Raw genomic sequence first — 13,533 nt, forward strand, 5'->3', positions numbered from 1 at the left:
ACGGGATAATGATGCGTAGCAAGCTGGATCTGAATGCGGTGCGTGTGTTCGTGACGGTCGTCGATGAAGGCAGCTTTGCCGGCGCCGCACGCATGCTCGCGCTGCCGGGTTCCAACGTGAGCCGTCATGTGGCGCAACTGGAGTCGCGGCTCGGCGTGCGTTTGCTCGAGCGTAGCACGCGCCACCTGCGGATGACCGAGGCCGGGCGGTTGCTGCACGAGCGTGCGCGGCCGATGCTCGACGCGCTGACGCAGGCCGAATGCGAGCTGACGTCGCAGCAAACGGAATTGCGCGGCGTGCTGAAGCTTTGCGTCCCGGGCGAAATCGGGCCGCGCATGCTGGGGCCGATCGTCGCGGAATTCGCGAGCCGCCATCCGCGTGTCGAGATCGACTGCGATACCAGCCTCGCGGGCATGTCGACGCTGCGCGACGATATCGACCTGTCGATCATCGTCAATCGCGGCAAGCTGGACGACAGTGCGTTCGTCGTCAGGCCGCTCGCGAGTTTGCCGAGCGTCGTCGTGGCCGCGCCGTCACTGGTCGCGCGGGTCGGGATGCCCGGCCTGACGGAGCAGCTCCGGCAGTTGCCGTGCATCACGACGTTGAGCACGCTGAAAGGGCAGCCGTGGCAGTTCGCCGATCGCGACGGACGGATTCACAAGATTCCGGTGGCGAGCCGGTATCGCGTCAATAGCGGCGAGATGGCGGGCCTCGCGGCGGTGAACGGGATCGGCTTCGCGATTCTGGTCGAACGCGCGTGCGCGGTGGAGCTTGCCGAAGGGCGGCTGGTGCGCGTGCCGCTGGAGATGGCGCCGGCGCCGCTGCAGCTGCATGCCGCTTACGCGAGCCGGAATTCGGTCAACGCGAAGATTCGCGCGCTGCTGCAGCTGATGCAGGAACGATTGGCGACGGAGGAGGCGCTGCCGTCATCGCGACCGCTTCGGTAGGGCGCGCCAGTAGCGCACTTCCTCGATCGGCGTACCGTCGATCTCGAAGGTCTTGATGTCGTCTTCGGCGACGAAACCTTCGCGTTCGTAGAATGCTCTTGCCCGACGGTTTTTGACCAGCACCCACAGCGACACCCATGCATGACCCGCGTCGTGCAGCGCCCGGCATGCATGGTCGACCAGCCGCGCACCGATCCCTTGCCCGCAATGCGCAGGATGCAGATAGATCGCTTCGATTTCGCCCCACGCCCGGTCCTTGTCGGCGTCGCGCGTCGGGCCGTACGCGATCCAGCCGGTCGGTGCGTGGTTCGCGAACGCGAGCGCGACGCATGGCCGGCCCGCGTCGAGTACCGCGCGCCATGCGGCCGTGCGCTTTTCGACCGACAGGCCGGCGAGGAACGGGGCCGGCATGATGTCCGTGTAGGTCGCTTGCCACGACGCGACGTGGATGCCGGCGATGGCCGGTGCATCGGCGGCGGTGGCCGCGCGGATGTCGATCGTCGTCGTATTCGATGCCATGCGCCCTCCGTGTGGCCGGTTGCCGGTTGCCGGTTGCCGCGCTGCCGCCTGCCGGATTCACGTCGCCGGATCCAGGCTGGCGTCGATGGCGAAACGGTAGTGGATGTCCACGTGTGATGCGTTGCCCGGTGCGTCGGTTTTCTTCAGCACGAACTCGAACGCGGGTTCGAACCAGCCGTCGCGTGCGATTTCTCCGCCGAGGATCTCGACGTCGTACCAGCCGTTGTCGATTTCAATGACGGGCCGGCCCGGTTCGTGATAGCGCGCAAGCAGCGCATTCACCGTGTCGTCGGTGAAACGTTCGAGAATGCGCCACGTGTAGAGCATCACCGCACGATGCGCGACGCGCAATACGTACCCGCCGCGTCGATGCTGCAGGCGGCTGCCTGTCTTCAACAGTTCGGGCGTGCCGTCGTCCAGCGTGAAGATGACCGTATATGGATGATTCTCGATGCCGGCCAGCGGAATGACGATGCCTTCGAGCACCGCGTGGTCGCCGCTGTCGCCGGTCGTGAACGCCGATGCGACGTCGTCCGGCAGCCCGTGTTCGTCCTTGTAGCGTTTCAGCAGCAGAAGATCGCCGACGAGAAAGTAGTCGATCAGATCGTTGAGGACTTCGGCGAATTGATGCCGCATCGTCGTTCCTTTCGAGCAGCGTGCCGTGCCGCGACGTGCTTCGCGGCACGGCACGCGTGGCGACCTTATTCGCCGAGCTTCGACGTCACGCAGCCGGTGCTCGAGCATTCGCGCTCACGCTCGCGCAGGAACGACAGTCGCGATTGCGTCATGTCGTTCGCGCACTGGATGTCGACGAGGTAGCTGCTGCCGCGCGTTTCGCTGCACTGCGCATCGCGTTGCTTCAGCCACGCGAGCTGGCCGGCCTTCAGCGTCGCCTGCTGGTCGCCGCTCAGTTGCTTGCGCAATCGGCCGTATTCGTCGTTGAGATCGCGGTCGGACTGCGAGAACTGCGTGCTCGTGCAATAGACCTGGTCGAACGCGCTGCGCGGCTTTCCGCAGCCGGCCGCGTGCGCGGCGAACGGAACGGCGAGCGCGAGCAACGCGCAGGATGCGAGCAGATTCTTTTTCTTCATGGTGATGCTCCTGACTGGGTGAAAACCGTTGAACGCGACGGGCGAGACCGTCGTTATTGGGGCGTCGTGCACGCGTCGATGCCGCCCGCGATCGCGGCGGACAGGCGCTGGATCGTCTCGCGGCGCGCGAGCCGCGCTTCTTCGTCCGGATTGACGATCACGCCGGCTTCGACGAGCACGGCCGGAATCGGCGCGGTGCGCAGCACGACGAGATCGTCGAAGCGGTGGATGCCGAGTTGCGGGTCGATCAGCGGACGATTCTCGCCGCGGATCGGCTGCGCGTGATACAGCGACGGCCGTTCGCCGGCCGCGACCAGCCGCTCGGCGATCGCCTTCGCGCAACGCAGGCTCTCCGCATAGTGCGGATTGCGCTCCGACACGAACACCGAGAAGCCGCGGAATTCGCGCTGCCGGCCCGCGTCGATGAACTGCTGCTGCATCGAGTCGTGATGGATCGACACGAACAGGTTCGCGTCGGGCGCCTGCGTCGAGCGCTGATTGAGCGCGATCTCGCGACCGTCCGCCGACGTGCGCAGCACGCGGTCGCCGTGCGCGGCGAGTTTGTCGGCGACGGCGCCGGACAGGTCGAGGTTGTACAGATATTCGACGCGGCCGCTGGCGCCGGTGGAGCCCGGATGCGCGGGCGTATGACCGGTGTCGACGACGATGTAGCGGCCGGACGCGGGCTCGGTAACGGGCGTGGCCGCGGTGTCGGCCGCGTGCAGCGCCAGCGGCGCGCCGAGCAGCGGGGCGCACGCGAGCATGCGCGCGGCGGCGCGCACGAGCGGGCGAAGGCGTCGGAAGGTTCGGTTCGTCATTGTTGTTGTCGAGAGGGGCGGACGGCGCGTCGAACGGCGCGCCGCCGTCGGCCTGCTCAATGCAGTCGGAATGTCGCGCGATTATAGCGGGTGGCGGCGACGCCGCAATGACGCGCGACGGTTGTCAGGCGAGCACGCGATGTGCCGCCAGCATGCCCCAGTACGACGCTTCCTCGAACAGCGACAGTCCGGACAGGTCGGCATGCGCGAACACGACGGGGCCGTCGGCATCGCGCAGCGCGAGCAGCCCCGGCCGGCTCAGGAAGCCGACGTCGGGCGTGGCCATCGCATGGCCGCGGACGGTGATCTCGAGCGCGGTCGCATGCTTCCACAGCTCGCGTCCGTACACGGCCTGCAGGTCGATCGCCGCCTGCTCGCGCAATGCGTCGGGCTTCGCCTGCGCGAGCCAGCGGCGCGTATCGTCCGGCGTTTGCGCGCTCAATGCCTGATAGGCGGAGAACACCGAGCGCGTCGGCGGCGACATCCGGATCAACTGGTGCGTCGACACGACGTAGCCGAGCCCGGCGCCGTCGTAGACGACGTTGTCCCACGCGAGCGGCACGCCGGCTTCCTCGGCCGGCATGCCGTCGAGCAGGAAGTTGGACACGAGCCACGGCGCGCGCGGCGGCAAGTCGCGCGCAGGTTCGAAACCGTACGCGGCAAGCTGCGGAAACACGCGCGCCGCGACGAACAGCGGCATCGCACATACGACACGGCGCGCCTTCAGCGTGAACGTCGACAGCGTGCCGTCGTGACCGACGCGTGCGCACAGCACGTCGACGCCGCCCGCGCGTTCGGTCGCGCGCACCGCGAAGCCATCGCGCGACCACGTGTTCGAGCCGGTGCGCGCGGCGATCGACTCGCTCAGCTTCGTCACCATCGTGTGCAGCCCGTCGGGCCAGGTCAGCACCGCGCCGTCGCTCGCATCGCCCGCATGGCCGCCGCGCGACGAGAAATAGTGCAGGCCGGCCCAGGCGGAGACATGCTCGTAGCCGGCGCCGTAATCGTCGCGGCAGCAGTAGTTCAGATACCAGTGCAGCGCCTTCGCGGTGTAACCCTCGTCGTGCAGCCACTGGCGAAACGAGCGCCGGTCGAGTGCGCGCCAGCGCGGGTCGCGCGACGATTCCGCGATCGGGATGCAGAATACCTTGCGGCCGTCGGCGCCGCGCGCGGTGCGCAGCCCGTCCGTGTACGCGAAGAAGCGCGCCTGCTGCGCGAGCGCGTCGGCGTCGAGGCCGGTGGCCGGCACGATGCCGTCCTGCCACTGTCCATCGATGAACAGGCGTTCATCCGGTGCGTGGACGAGTGCACGCTCGTCGTACACGGGGCGCGCGGAGAACGGCGCAGATTCGATCACGCCGAGATCGGCGAGCATGTTGCGCAGATGCGCGGATTCGAGCGACGGCAGCGGCAGGTAGTGCGCGCCCTTCGGATAGCCGAGCGCGCCGAAACGCCCGCCGGCCGCGTTGCCGCCGAATTCGGGGCCGGCGAGCACCGTGAAGCGCGTATGGCCCGCGCGCGCGAGCTGCCATGCGCACGACAGCCCGGCCGCGCCGGCGCCGAGTATCGCGACATCCGTGTCGATCGTGCCGGACGGCGCGGGCAGCGCGGCATGGTCGCGCAGCGCATGGCCTTCGCGCATGCCGGGGTAGTCGACGCGCGGCGTCGTCTCGATCCAGCCGGTGCGGCCGCATGCGGCGAGCGACGCGGCCGCCGATGCGACGAGGAACGTGCGGCGATCCATCAGCGCAGCACGTGCTTCCAGTCGTCGTCGAAGCGGCGCACGAGCGGCTGGTCGTTGAGTTCGTTCGGCGACATCGACAGCGCCGGCATGTCGGCCGGGAAGTGGAACATCTCGGCGGCCGTTTGCGTATCGAGCCAGCGCGTCGGCACCGAGTAATGCGTCGGCACCGTGAAGTCGCGGCGCTTGCCGGCGATCACGAAACCCCAGTCGCCGAACGACGGCACGTAGCAGTGGTATGGCCACGTGTTGAGCCCGGCTTCGTGCAGCGTCGCGATGATGGTCCAGTACGCGTGCGGCGCGAAGTACGGCGAGGTCGACTGGATCACCGTGTAGCCGTTCTCCGACAGGTGGCGCGCCAGCAGCCGGAACACCGGCACCGAGTACAGGCGGCCGAGCCCGAAGTTGGTCGGATCGGGGAAATCGACGACGATCGCGTCGTACACGTCGGCATTCGATTCGAGCCAGCGCACCGCGTCGTCGTTGATCACGTGCACGCGCGGGTCCTTCAGCGCGCCCTGGTTCAGCTTGACGAGCGGCACGGACGTCGAGAACAGCTTCGTCATCGCGGGGTCGAGATCGACGAGCGTGATTTGTTCGAGGTTGCGGTGCTTGAGCAGTTCGCGCACCGCGAGGCCGTCGCCGCCGCCGAGCACGAGCACGCGCTTCGCCCACGGCAGCGCCTCGATCGTCGGGTGGATCAGCGCTTCGTGATAGCGGTGCTCGTCGCGCGACGAGAATTGCAGGTTGCCGTTCAGGTACAGCCGCATGTCGTCGTGCCATTGCGTGAGCACGATGCGCTGGTACGGCGTCGTTTCCGAATAGATCGTCTCGTCGCCGTACACGCCGTGCTCGGCCCAGTGCGTGATGCGGTCCGACAGCGCGAATCCGGCGACCAGCAGCCCGATCACGAGCGATGCGCGCATCAGCTTGCCGCGCACGTTGCGGATCTCGTCGCGGAACAGGTGCGTGGTCCACAGTGCGACGAGTGCGTTCAGGAGGCCGAACAGGAAGCTCGTGCGCAGCAGGCCGAGACGCGGCGCGAGCACGAGCGGGAAGATCAGCGACACGGCCAGCGAGCCGAGATAGTCGAAGGTCAGCACCTCGCTGACGGTATGGCGGAACGCCTGGCGTCGCTGCTGGAACGCGCGCATCACGAGCGGAATCTCCATCCCGATCAGCAGGCCGAGCGCGAGCACCAGTGCGTAAAGCGCCGCACGAAACGGCGCGGCGAGCCAGGCGAACACGACGAACAGCAGCGCGGCCGACACGCCGCCGAGCAGGCCGACGAGCAGCTCGATGTCGACGAAGCGGTCGAGCACGTCGTCGTCCTCGACGAACTTCGCGAGCCACGAGCCGATCCCCATCGCGAACAGGTAGCAGCCGATCACCGACGAGAACTGCAGGATCGAGTCGCCGAGCAGGTAGCTCGACAGCGCGCTGCTGATCAGTTCGTAGCCGAGCCCGCAGGACGCGAGCACGAGAATCGACAGGACGAGCGCGCGCTTATGCAGCATCGCGCATCCGTTGTGCAGTGTTCGGCAATGTGGATATACTGGCGCGGATTTTCGTCTGGCGGCCCCGTGCGGGCCGGCCGGCGACGGGGCGGCGAACCGAGCACAAAATCCGAGGAAAAGAATGAATAGTGCCTATCTTTATGCGGTTCATTTACTGTCGGCGTTCGTGCTGCTTCTCATGTTCGCGGCAGTGTACCTGAAGGTCACCCCGTTCGACGAACTGGCGCTGATCCGCGACGGCAACGCGGCCGCGACGCTGTCGTTCGGCGGCGCACTGATCGGTTTCTGCCTGACGCTCGCGTCCAGCATCGCGCACAACGCGACGCTCGGCGAAGTCGTGATCTGGGCCATCGGCGCGATGATCGTGCAACTGATCGCCTACGCGGTGCTGACGCGCGTGATGCCCGGCATGAATCATGCGATCGAGGATCGCAACGTCGCGATGGGCGGCCTGATGGGCACCGCGTCGCTCGTCGTCGGCATCATCAATGCCGCCTGCCTGACCTGACGCGCCACGCGTTCCGAGGAGACCGACATGAGTCTGGGTTCATTCATCCGCAAGCAGTTCATCGACGTCCTGCAATGGACGGAAGACACCGACGGCGTGCTGGCCTGGCGCTATCCGATGGAAGACCAGGAAATCCAGTACGGCGGCAAGCTGACCGTGCGCGAAACGCAGGTCGCGATCTTCGTCAACGAAGGCAAGGTCGCCGACGTGTTCCAGCCGGGCCTCTACACGCTGGAAACGCGCACGCTGCCGGTGCTCACGAACCTGAAGAACTGGGACAAATTCTTTCAGTCGCCTTTCAAATCGGACGTCTACTTTTTCAGCACGCGGCTGCAACTGGGCCGGCGCTGGGGCACCGCGCAGCCGGTGACGATCCGCGACCGCGAATTCGGCTTCGTGCAACTGCGCGCGTTCGGCATCTACTCGTATCGGATCGTCGATGCGGCCGCGTTCCATCGCGAGGTCAGCGGCACGCGCGCGGCATACACGGTCGACGATCTCGAGCAGCAACTGCGCAACCTGGTCGTCACCGCGATGAGCACCACGTTCGGCTCGGCCGACGTGCCGTTCGTCGACATGGCCGCGAACCAGTCGCTGCTGTCGCAGCGTGTCGCCGAGGCATTGGTGCCGGTGTTCACGCGCTACGGGCTGGCGCTCGACGCGTTCGCGGTCGAGAGCGTGTCGCTGCCGGCCGAACTGCAGAAGGCGCTCGACCTGCGGATCGGTGCCGGGATGGCCGGCGATCTCGCGCGCGCCACGCAATACCAGACCGCGCAGGCGATTCCGCTCGCCGCGCAAAACCCGGGCGGCATCGCCGGGGTCGGCGCGGGGCTCGCCGCGGGCGCGGCGATCGGGCAGGCGATGGCCGGCCAGATCGCGGGCGCCGCGCAACCGGCACAGGCCGCACCGCCCGCGCCCGTTGCCGCGCCGGTGGCCGCCGCGCCGACCGAGAGCACCGATTACGTGCAGCGGCTCGAGCAATTGAAGGTGCTGTTCGACAAGGGCCTCGTGACCGAAGACGAATATTCGCGCGCGAAGGCCGAGATCCTCGCGAAGCTCACCCGGTAAGCGTCGCGCATGTTCCGTACCTCGTGCCCCCAGTGCGGCGCGCCGGTCGAGTTTCGCTCGGCCGCGGCGGTAATGGCCGTCTGCGCGTTCTGTCGCAGCACGCTGCTCAAGCGCGGCGCCGACGTCGAGCGCATCGGCGAACTGGCCACGGTGCTCGACGATGCGTCGCCGATCCAGATCGGCACGGCCGGCCGCTACGACAAGCGCGCATTCACGGTGCTCGGGCGCATCCAGATGACCTACGACGCCGGTGCATGGAGCGAGTGGTACGTCGTGTTCGACGACGGCGCGTTCGGCTGGCTGTCGGATGCGTCGGGCCAGTACGCGATCACGGTGCGCGAACCCGACGATGCGTCGGGCCGCGCGTGGCCCGCATTCGACTCGCTCGAACCGGGCATGCGGATCGACCACGGCGGCCGCGCGTTTCTGGTGTCCGACGTGCGCACCGCGCGCTGCACGGGCGGCGACGGCGAGCTGCCGTTTCGCGTCGATGCCGGCTGGGAGGCGCGCGTCGCCGACCTGCGCACGGGCAATGCATTCGCGACCTACGACTATTCCGACGCCGAACCGAACGGCGGCATCCCGGCCGTCTATGCGGGCGAGGCGCTGGAATTCGACGCGCTCGCGTTCACCGGGCTGCGCGACACCGAAAACGATACGCGCGACAAGCGCGGCGCGGAGCTGGTGCCGTTCGCGTGCCCGAGCTGCGGCGCGCCGCTGTCGTATGCACCGAACGTGGCCGACTACGTCGTGTGCGGCAGTTGTCACGCGGGCGTGCAGTGCACGGCGGAGCAGCAGACCGTGTTCGCGGCGCGGCGCAAGCTCGAATCGGTGAAGGGCGCGCTCGAACTCGGCGCGATCGGCACGTTCGACGGCGTGAAGTACACGGTGATCGGCATGATGCGCTGCCGCGTGCCGGGCGACGACGAGACGTGGGACGAGTACCTGTTGCTGAACCCGAAACGCGGCTTCCTGTGGCTCGTGCAGAGCGACGGGCGCTGGGAACGGGTGCAGGTGCTCGACCATTGGCCGACGATCGGCGGCGAATCCGGCAACGTGACCGACGACGGCAAGACCTACCGGCTGCGCGAGGAATACGAATCGGAGGTCGTCTACGTGGTCGGTGCATTCAACTGGCGCGTGCAGGCGGGCGATCGCACGTCGATCATCGACTACGGCTGGCAGAAGGACAAGCTCACGCGCGAGCGCAGTGACGCGGAGATCGTCTGGTCGCGCGCGCGCCCGCTGTCGGCCGGCGCGCTCGCCGAGCGCTTCGGCACGCCCGCGCTCGCGGCGGCCACGCCGGCGGCCGCCGGCGCCACCGAATCGATGGGCCTGTTCGGCCGAAAGGGGCCGCACAGTTTCGCGCCGCTGCCGTTCATGTTCAGCGCGTTGCTCGTGATCTTCAACATGGGCTCGCTGTTCTCGTTCACCGGCCGCTCCGTCTACGTGCTGGTCGGCCTGCTGGTGCTGTGGCTGCCGGAATGGCTGTGGAAACGGTTTGCGCCGGACGGGGGCAACGCGTGATCCGGTACATTCTCTACGGCATCTACGGCCTGATCGTCGTCACGCTGTTCAGTTGTTCTTCGATCGGCGGCAGCGGTTCGGGCGGCGGCGGGTGGGGCAGTTCGTCGGCGCGCAGCGGCTACTCGTCGTACGGGTCGCACAAATGACCGCACGCGACGGGATCGTGTCGCCGGACGCGGCGCTCGGCTCGCACGTGCTGGCCGACCTGGCCGGCATCGATGCGACGCTGCTGCGCGACGCCGCGCGGCTCGAAGCAATCCTCACCGATGCGGCGCAACGGGCCGGCGCGCGCGTGATCGGCGCGCATTTCCATCATTTCGGCGGCGAGCATGGCGTGACGGGCGTCGTGCTGCTGGCGGAGTCGCACATCACGATCCACACGTGGCCCGAGCATCGCTTCGCGGCCGTCGATGCGTTCATGTGCGGCGCGGCGCGTGCCGCCGACGCGGTCGATGCGATCGCTGCGGCGCTCGGCACGCACGCGCAGGTCCGGCAGCAGGTGGCGCGCGGCGGGCTGGCGGCCGCCCGGCGTTTCCCCGGCTTCGGCGAATCTGGCAAATAGCCGATGGCGCAGCCGGCTTACGCCGGTCAGCGCGGCAGTGCTTCGGCTTCGGCCCAGCGCTTGAACGAATCGAGACGCCGGCGGGTCTGCACGAGATAGAACGCGCCGATCAGCGGTTCGAGCAGCCAGCGCAGCCAGGACGGCTGGGCGCGGAAGTGGTACGTGAACTTCACCTCGGTCGATCCGGCCGTGCGCTCGGTGAAGTTCCAGCTGCCGCTGAAGCGTTCGAGCACCTTCGGCCCTTCGACCATTTCGACGGCGGCGACCTGCGGCGGACGGTACGAGATGTAGCGCGACACCATCGTCGCGCCCGACTGGCTGCGGCAGAACGCGTCGACGCCGACGTCGGCGGTCGTGCCGTCGAGCAGATAGGCATCGATGAGGAAGTTGTCCCAGACGAGCCGCCGCCCGTAGTCCTGCGACCACGTGAACAGGCGTCTGCGATCGACGCCGACGGTCCGGCTGACGGAGATCCTCATGAGGGCGGGCGCCGTGGCGCGGATTGGGATGAAATCGAGTGTAACTCGCCAATAACGCGTGTTTCGTCAGACTTCGTCAAGTCGAGCGCGGGCTCGAATCAGCTCGATTGACGTCCCTCGGGAATTCCCCTAGGATTCATCTCAACCCTTCGGGACAGACCCGGAGCGTTTCAATCTCTTGAGGGAGCCTCATGAGTACGCAACAGAACCGGCGCTTCGACGCGCTCGTTTTCATTGGTCGTTTCCAGCCTCCGCATCGTGGTCACCTGAACGTGCTGAAGTCGGCACTGAGCCGGGCCGAGCGCGTGTGCGTGCTGATCGGATCGACCGACAAGCCCCGCACCATCAAGGATCCGTTCTCGTTCGACGAGCGTCGCCAGATGCTGGCTTCGCTGCTCGACGCGTCCGAGCGCGATCGCGTGACGATTGCCCCGCTGCAGGATTCGACCTACAACGACGGCGACTGGGTGCGCTGGGTGCAGGATGCGGTGGCCGTCGCGCTCGGCGACGTCGCGCAACGCAAGGTCGGGCTGATCGGCCACGAGAAGGACGCCACCTCGTATTACCTGCGGATGTTCCCGCAATGGGAGCTCGTCGACGTCGATGCGACGGAAGACATTTCCGCCACCGAGATCCGTGACCAGTATTTCGCCGAACGCACCAACAGCTTCGTGCAGTGGGCCGTGCCGGAACCCGTGTTCGGCTGGCTCGAGCGTTTTCGCACGCAGCCGGAATTCGCGCAACTGAAGTCGGAAGCCGAATTCATCGCCGCGTATCGCAAGGCGTGGGCGGCCGCGCCGTATCCCGTCACGTTCGTGACGGTCGACGCGGTGGTCGTGCACTCGGGGCATATCCTGCTCGTGCGCCGCCGCAGCGAACCGGGCCGCGGCCTGTGGGCGCTGCCGGGCGGCTTCGTGAACCAGGACGAGCGGCTCGATGCGGCGTGCATCCGCGAGCTGCGCGAGGAAACCGGCCTCAAGCTGCCGGAACCCGTGCTGCGCGGCTCGATCAAGGATCGCCAGGTGTTCGATCACCCGACGCGTTCGCTGCGTGGCCGCACGATCACGCATGCGTGCCTGTTCAACTTCCCGACCGGCGAGTTGCCGCGCGTGAAGGGCAGCGACGACGCCGACAAGGCGCGCTGGGTCCCGCTCAACGAATTCGCGCAGATGCGCAACGTGATGTTCGAGGATCACTTCGACATCGCGTATCACTTCCTGGGGAAGCTGTGACGCGCTGATTCCCCGCATCGGTCCGCCGCGACAGACGCGGCGGCACTTCAACGGCCTAGAGGAGCTCTAGCCATGCAAAACGATCCCGGCGGCTTTGCCGCGGTTCTCGCCAATCCGATTCTCAACACGGATTCGTACAAGGCTTCCCACTTCCTGCAGTATCCGCCGGACGCATCGGCGATGTTCTCGTACGTCGAATCGCGCGGCGGCCGTTACGACCGCACGCTGTTCTTCGGCCTGCAGATGCTGCTGAAGCAGTACCTGTGCAAGCCGGTCACGCACGCGATGATCGACGACGCGCGCGATTTCTTCACGGTGCACGGCGAGCCGTTCAACGAAGCAGGATGGCGCTATGTCGTCGAGCACTACGACGGTTACCTGCCGGTGAGGATCCGCGCGGTGCCGGAAGGCTCGATCGTGCCGGTGAACAACGTGCTGATGACGGTCGAATGCGACGATCCGCAGGTGTTCTGGCTCGCGTCGTATCTCGAGACGATGCTGTTGCGCATCTGGTATCCGGTGACGGTGGCGACCCGCAGCTGGCACCTGCGGCAGACGATTCGCCGCTTCCTCGAACGGACCGACGACGATCTCGCGCAACTGCCGTTCAAGCTGCACGACTTCGGCGCGCGCGGCGTGTCGAGCGCGGAGTCGGCCGCGATCGGCGGCGCCGCGCACCTCGTGAACTTCATGGGTTCGGACACGGTGCTCGGCGTGCTGGCCGCGAACCGCTTCTATCGCGAGCCGATGGCCGCCTACTCGGTGCCGGCGGCCGAGCACAGCACGATCACGTCGTGGGGGCGCGAGGGCGAGGCCGATGCGTACCGCAACATGATCAGGCGCTTCGGTTTGCCGGGTGCGATCGTATCGGTCGTGTCGGACTCCTATGATCTGTTCGCCGCGCTCGATCTGTGGGGTGGCGAACTGCGGCAGGCGGTGCTCGATTCGGGCGCGACGCTCGTCGTGCGTCCCGATTCCGGCGATCCGGTGACGATCGTGTTGCAGACCGTGCGCGCGCTCGACGCGTCGTTCGGTTCGACCGTGAACGGCAAGGGGCGGCGCGTGCTGAACCGCGTGCGCGTGATCCAGGGCGACGGTGTCGACGAGCAGTCGATCGAGGCGATCCTCGCCGCGCTCGACGATGCCGGCTATGCGGCCGGCAACGTCGTGTTCGGCATGGGCGGTGCGTTGTTGCAGCGCGTGAACCGCGATACGCAGCGCTTCGCGATGAAGTGTTCGGCCATCCGGCGTGATGGCGTATGGCACGACGTTCGCAAGGATCCGGTCACCGATCGGGGCAAGCGCTCGAAGCAGGGGCGGTTGACGTTGCTGCGCAATTGGCGCACCGGCGAGTATCGGACGGTGACGTTGCCGGTCGCGTGGGATGATCGCGTGCTGGAAGGCGAATGGGAAGAGGCGCTCGAGACGGTGTTCGACACCGGGCGTTTGCTCGTCGATACGTCGTTCGCCGAGGTCCGGGCGAGGGCGCATGCGGGGGAGGTGTGACGCAGGCGGCGGGCCATC

15 protein-coding genes are annotated in these 13,533 nt (G+C 67.3%); 8 read left to right on the forward strand and 7 right to left on the reverse strand.

Annotation, left to right across the window (positions count from 1 at the left end; translation table 11 throughout):
- The first annotated feature begins 11 nt into the window (after nt 1-11).
- Nucleotides 12-947, forward strand: a complete 936-nt coding sequence (locus tag MMB92_RS18320) for a LysR family transcriptional regulator (protein WP_012493478.1) — start codon at nt 12-14, stop codon at nt 945-947.
- Here the strand turns inward: MMB92_RS18320 and MMB92_RS18325 are convergent.
- The 6 genes from MMB92_RS18325 to MMB92_RS18350 all read right to left on the reverse strand — a co-directional run bounded on the left by MMB92_RS18325 (nt 927) and on the right by MMB92_RS18350 (nt 6,633).
- Nucleotides 927-1,466 (reverse strand): GNAT family N-acetyltransferase, encoded by a 540-nt coding sequence (locus MMB92_RS18325; protein WP_034202094.1) that lies wholly within the window; start codon nt 1,464-1,466, stop codon nt 927-929. The genes MMB92_RS18320 and MMB92_RS18325 overlap by 21 nt on opposite strands.
- A gap of 57 nt (nt 1,467-1,523) precedes the next feature.
- On the reverse strand, nt 1,524-2,102 hold the full coding sequence (locus MMB92_RS18330) for a hypothetical protein (RefSeq protein WP_346828521.1): 579 nt from the start codon (nt 2,100-2,102) through the stop codon (nt 1,524-1,526).
- 65 nt (nt 2,103-2,167) lie between these two features.
- Nucleotides 2,168-2,557, reverse strand: a complete 390-nt coding sequence (locus MMB92_RS18335; protein WP_006480817.1) for a lysozyme inhibitor LprI family protein — start codon at nt 2,555-2,557, stop codon at nt 2,168-2,170.
- A gap of 53 nt (nt 2,558-2,610) precedes the next feature.
- A complete protein-coding gene (locus MMB92_RS18340) occupies nt 2,611-3,375 on the reverse strand; it encodes an N-acetylmuramoyl-L-alanine amidase (protein WP_060210890.1) in 765 nt (254 codons plus the stop codon).
- A 124-nt stretch (nt 3,376-3,499) separates the two neighbouring features.
- Complete coding sequence (locus tag MMB92_RS18345) at nt 3,500-5,119, reverse strand: NAD(P)/FAD-dependent oxidoreductase (RefSeq protein WP_264834815.1); 1,620 nt, start codon at nt 5,117-5,119, stop codon at nt 3,500-3,502.
- Nucleotides 5,119-6,633, reverse strand: coding sequence for a polyamine aminopropyltransferase (locus tag MMB92_RS18350; RefSeq protein ID WP_080322463.1), 1,515 nt, complete (start codon nt 6,631-6,633; stop codon nt 5,119-5,121). Before MMB92_RS18350 ends, MMB92_RS18345 begins: the two co-directional genes overlap by 1 nt.
- A 121-nt stretch (nt 6,634-6,754) precedes the next feature.
- On the opposite strand from MMB92_RS18350, the gene MMB92_RS18355 reads away from it, so the two are divergent.
- From MMB92_RS18355 to speD, 5 genes are read left to right on the forward strand one after another with little or no spacing between them, the layout of a single operon-like run.
- Nucleotides 6,755-7,141, forward strand: a complete 387-nt coding sequence (locus MMB92_RS18355; RefSeq protein WP_277562849.1) for a DUF350 domain-containing protein — start codon at nt 6,755-6,757, stop codon at nt 7,139-7,141.
- A 27-nt stretch (nt 7,142-7,168) separates the two neighbouring features.
- The gene (locus tag MMB92_RS18360) at nt 7,169-8,209 is read left to right on the forward strand and encodes an SPFH domain-containing protein (protein ID WP_062910354.1); all 1,041 of its coding nucleotides are present in this window, start codon (nt 7,169-7,171) and stop codon (nt 8,207-8,209) included.
- 9 nt (nt 8,210-8,218) lie between these two features.
- The gene (locus MMB92_RS18365; RefSeq protein ID WP_111442779.1) at nt 8,219-9,736 is read left to right on the forward strand and encodes a DUF4178 domain-containing protein; all 1,518 of its coding nucleotides are present in this window, start codon (nt 8,219-8,221) and stop codon (nt 9,734-9,736) included.
- Nucleotides 9,733-9,882, forward strand: a complete 150-nt coding sequence (locus tag MMB92_RS18370; RefSeq protein WP_006491192.1) for a hypothetical protein — start codon at nt 9,733-9,735, stop codon at nt 9,880-9,882. Before MMB92_RS18365 ends, MMB92_RS18370 begins: the two co-directional genes overlap by 4 nt.
- Nucleotides 9,879-10,298, forward strand: a complete 420-nt coding sequence (gene speD / locus MMB92_RS18375) for an adenosylmethionine decarboxylase (RefSeq protein ID WP_077189478.1) — start codon at nt 9,879-9,881, stop codon at nt 10,296-10,298. The genes MMB92_RS18370 and speD overlap by 4 nt, the downstream gene beginning before the upstream one ends.
- Nucleotides 10,299-10,324: 26 nt before the next feature.
- Here the strand turns inward: speD and MMB92_RS18380 are convergent, their stop codons facing one another.
- The gene (locus tag MMB92_RS18380) at nt 10,325-10,777 is read right to left on the reverse strand and encodes an SRPBCC family protein (RefSeq protein WP_006491214.1); all 453 of its coding nucleotides are present in this window, start codon (nt 10,775-10,777) and stop codon (nt 10,325-10,327) included.
- Between the two features lie 191 nt (nt 10,778-10,968).
- Between MMB92_RS18380 and MMB92_RS18385 the strand changes: the two genes are divergently transcribed.
- Nucleotides 10,969-12,009, forward strand: a complete 1,041-nt coding sequence (locus tag MMB92_RS18385; RefSeq protein WP_012339666.1) for a bifunctional nicotinamide-nucleotide adenylyltransferase/Nudix hydroxylase — start codon at nt 10,969-10,971, stop codon at nt 12,007-12,009.
- Nucleotides 12,010-12,081: 72 nt separating this feature from the next.
- Nucleotides 12,082-13,515 carry a nicotinate phosphoribosyltransferase gene (locus MMB92_RS18390; RefSeq protein WP_006491207.1) on the forward strand — a complete coding sequence of 478 codons (1,434 nt, stop codon included), beginning with the start codon at nt 12,082-12,084 and terminating at the stop codon, nt 13,513-13,515.
- Nucleotides 13,516-13,533: the final 18 nt, after the last annotated feature.

The organism is Burkholderia sp. IO2 (assembly GCF_029522185.1).
GTDB lineage: Bacteria > Pseudomonadota > Gammaproteobacteria > Burkholderiales > Burkholderiaceae > Burkholderia > Burkholderia cenocepacia.

What these genes read in the sequence shown, in the direction of transcription:
- MMB92_RS18320 (WP_012493478.1), top strand. Translation starts at nt 12, where the DNA reads ATGCGTAGCAAGCTGGATCTGAATGCGGTGCGTGTGTTCGTGACGGTC.
- MMB92_RS18325 (WP_034202094.1), bottom strand. Translation starts at nt 1,466, where the DNA reads ATGGCATCGAATACGACGACGATCGACATCCGCGCGGCCACCGCCGCC.
- MMB92_RS18330 (WP_346828521.1), bottom strand. Translation starts at nt 2,102, where the DNA reads ATGCGGCATCAATTCGCCGAAGTCCTCAACGATCTGATCGACTACTTT.
- MMB92_RS18335 (WP_006480817.1), bottom strand. Translation starts at nt 2,557, where the DNA reads ATGAAGAAAAAGAATCTGCTCGCATCCTGCGCGTTGCTCGCGCTCGCC.
- MMB92_RS18340 (WP_060210890.1), bottom strand. Translation starts at nt 3,375, where the DNA reads ATGACGAACCGAACCTTCCGACGCCTTCGCCCGCTCGTGCGCGCCGCC.
- MMB92_RS18345 (WP_264834815.1), bottom strand. Translation starts at nt 5,119, where the DNA reads ATGGATCGCCGCACGTTCCTCGTCGCATCGGCGGCCGCGTCGCTCGCC.
- MMB92_RS18350 (WP_080322463.1), bottom strand. Translation starts at nt 6,633, where the DNA reads ATGCTGCATAAGCGCGCGCTCGTCCTGTCGATTCTCGTGCTCGCGTCC.
- MMB92_RS18355 (WP_277562849.1), top strand. Translation starts at nt 6,755, where the DNA reads ATGAATAGTGCCTATCTTTATGCGGTTCATTTACTGTCGGCGTTCGTG.
- MMB92_RS18360 (WP_062910354.1), top strand. Translation starts at nt 7,169, where the DNA reads ATGAGTCTGGGTTCATTCATCCGCAAGCAGTTCATCGACGTCCTGCAA.
- MMB92_RS18365 (WP_111442779.1), top strand. Translation starts at nt 8,219, where the DNA reads ATGTTCCGTACCTCGTGCCCCCAGTGCGGCGCGCCGGTCGAGTTTCGC.
- speD (WP_077189478.1), top strand. Translation starts at nt 9,879, where the DNA reads ATGACCGCACGCGACGGGATCGTGTCGCCGGACGCGGCGCTCGGCTCG.
- MMB92_RS18380 (WP_006491214.1), bottom strand. Translation starts at nt 10,777, where the DNA reads ATGAGGATCTCCGTCAGCCGGACCGTCGGCGTCGATCGCAGACGCCTG.
- MMB92_RS18385 (WP_012339666.1), top strand. Translation starts at nt 10,969, where the DNA reads ATGAGTACGCAACAGAACCGGCGCTTCGACGCGCTCGTTTTCATTGGT.
- MMB92_RS18390 (WP_006491207.1), top strand. Translation starts at nt 12,082, where the DNA reads ATGCAAAACGATCCCGGCGGCTTTGCCGCGGTTCTCGCCAATCCGATT.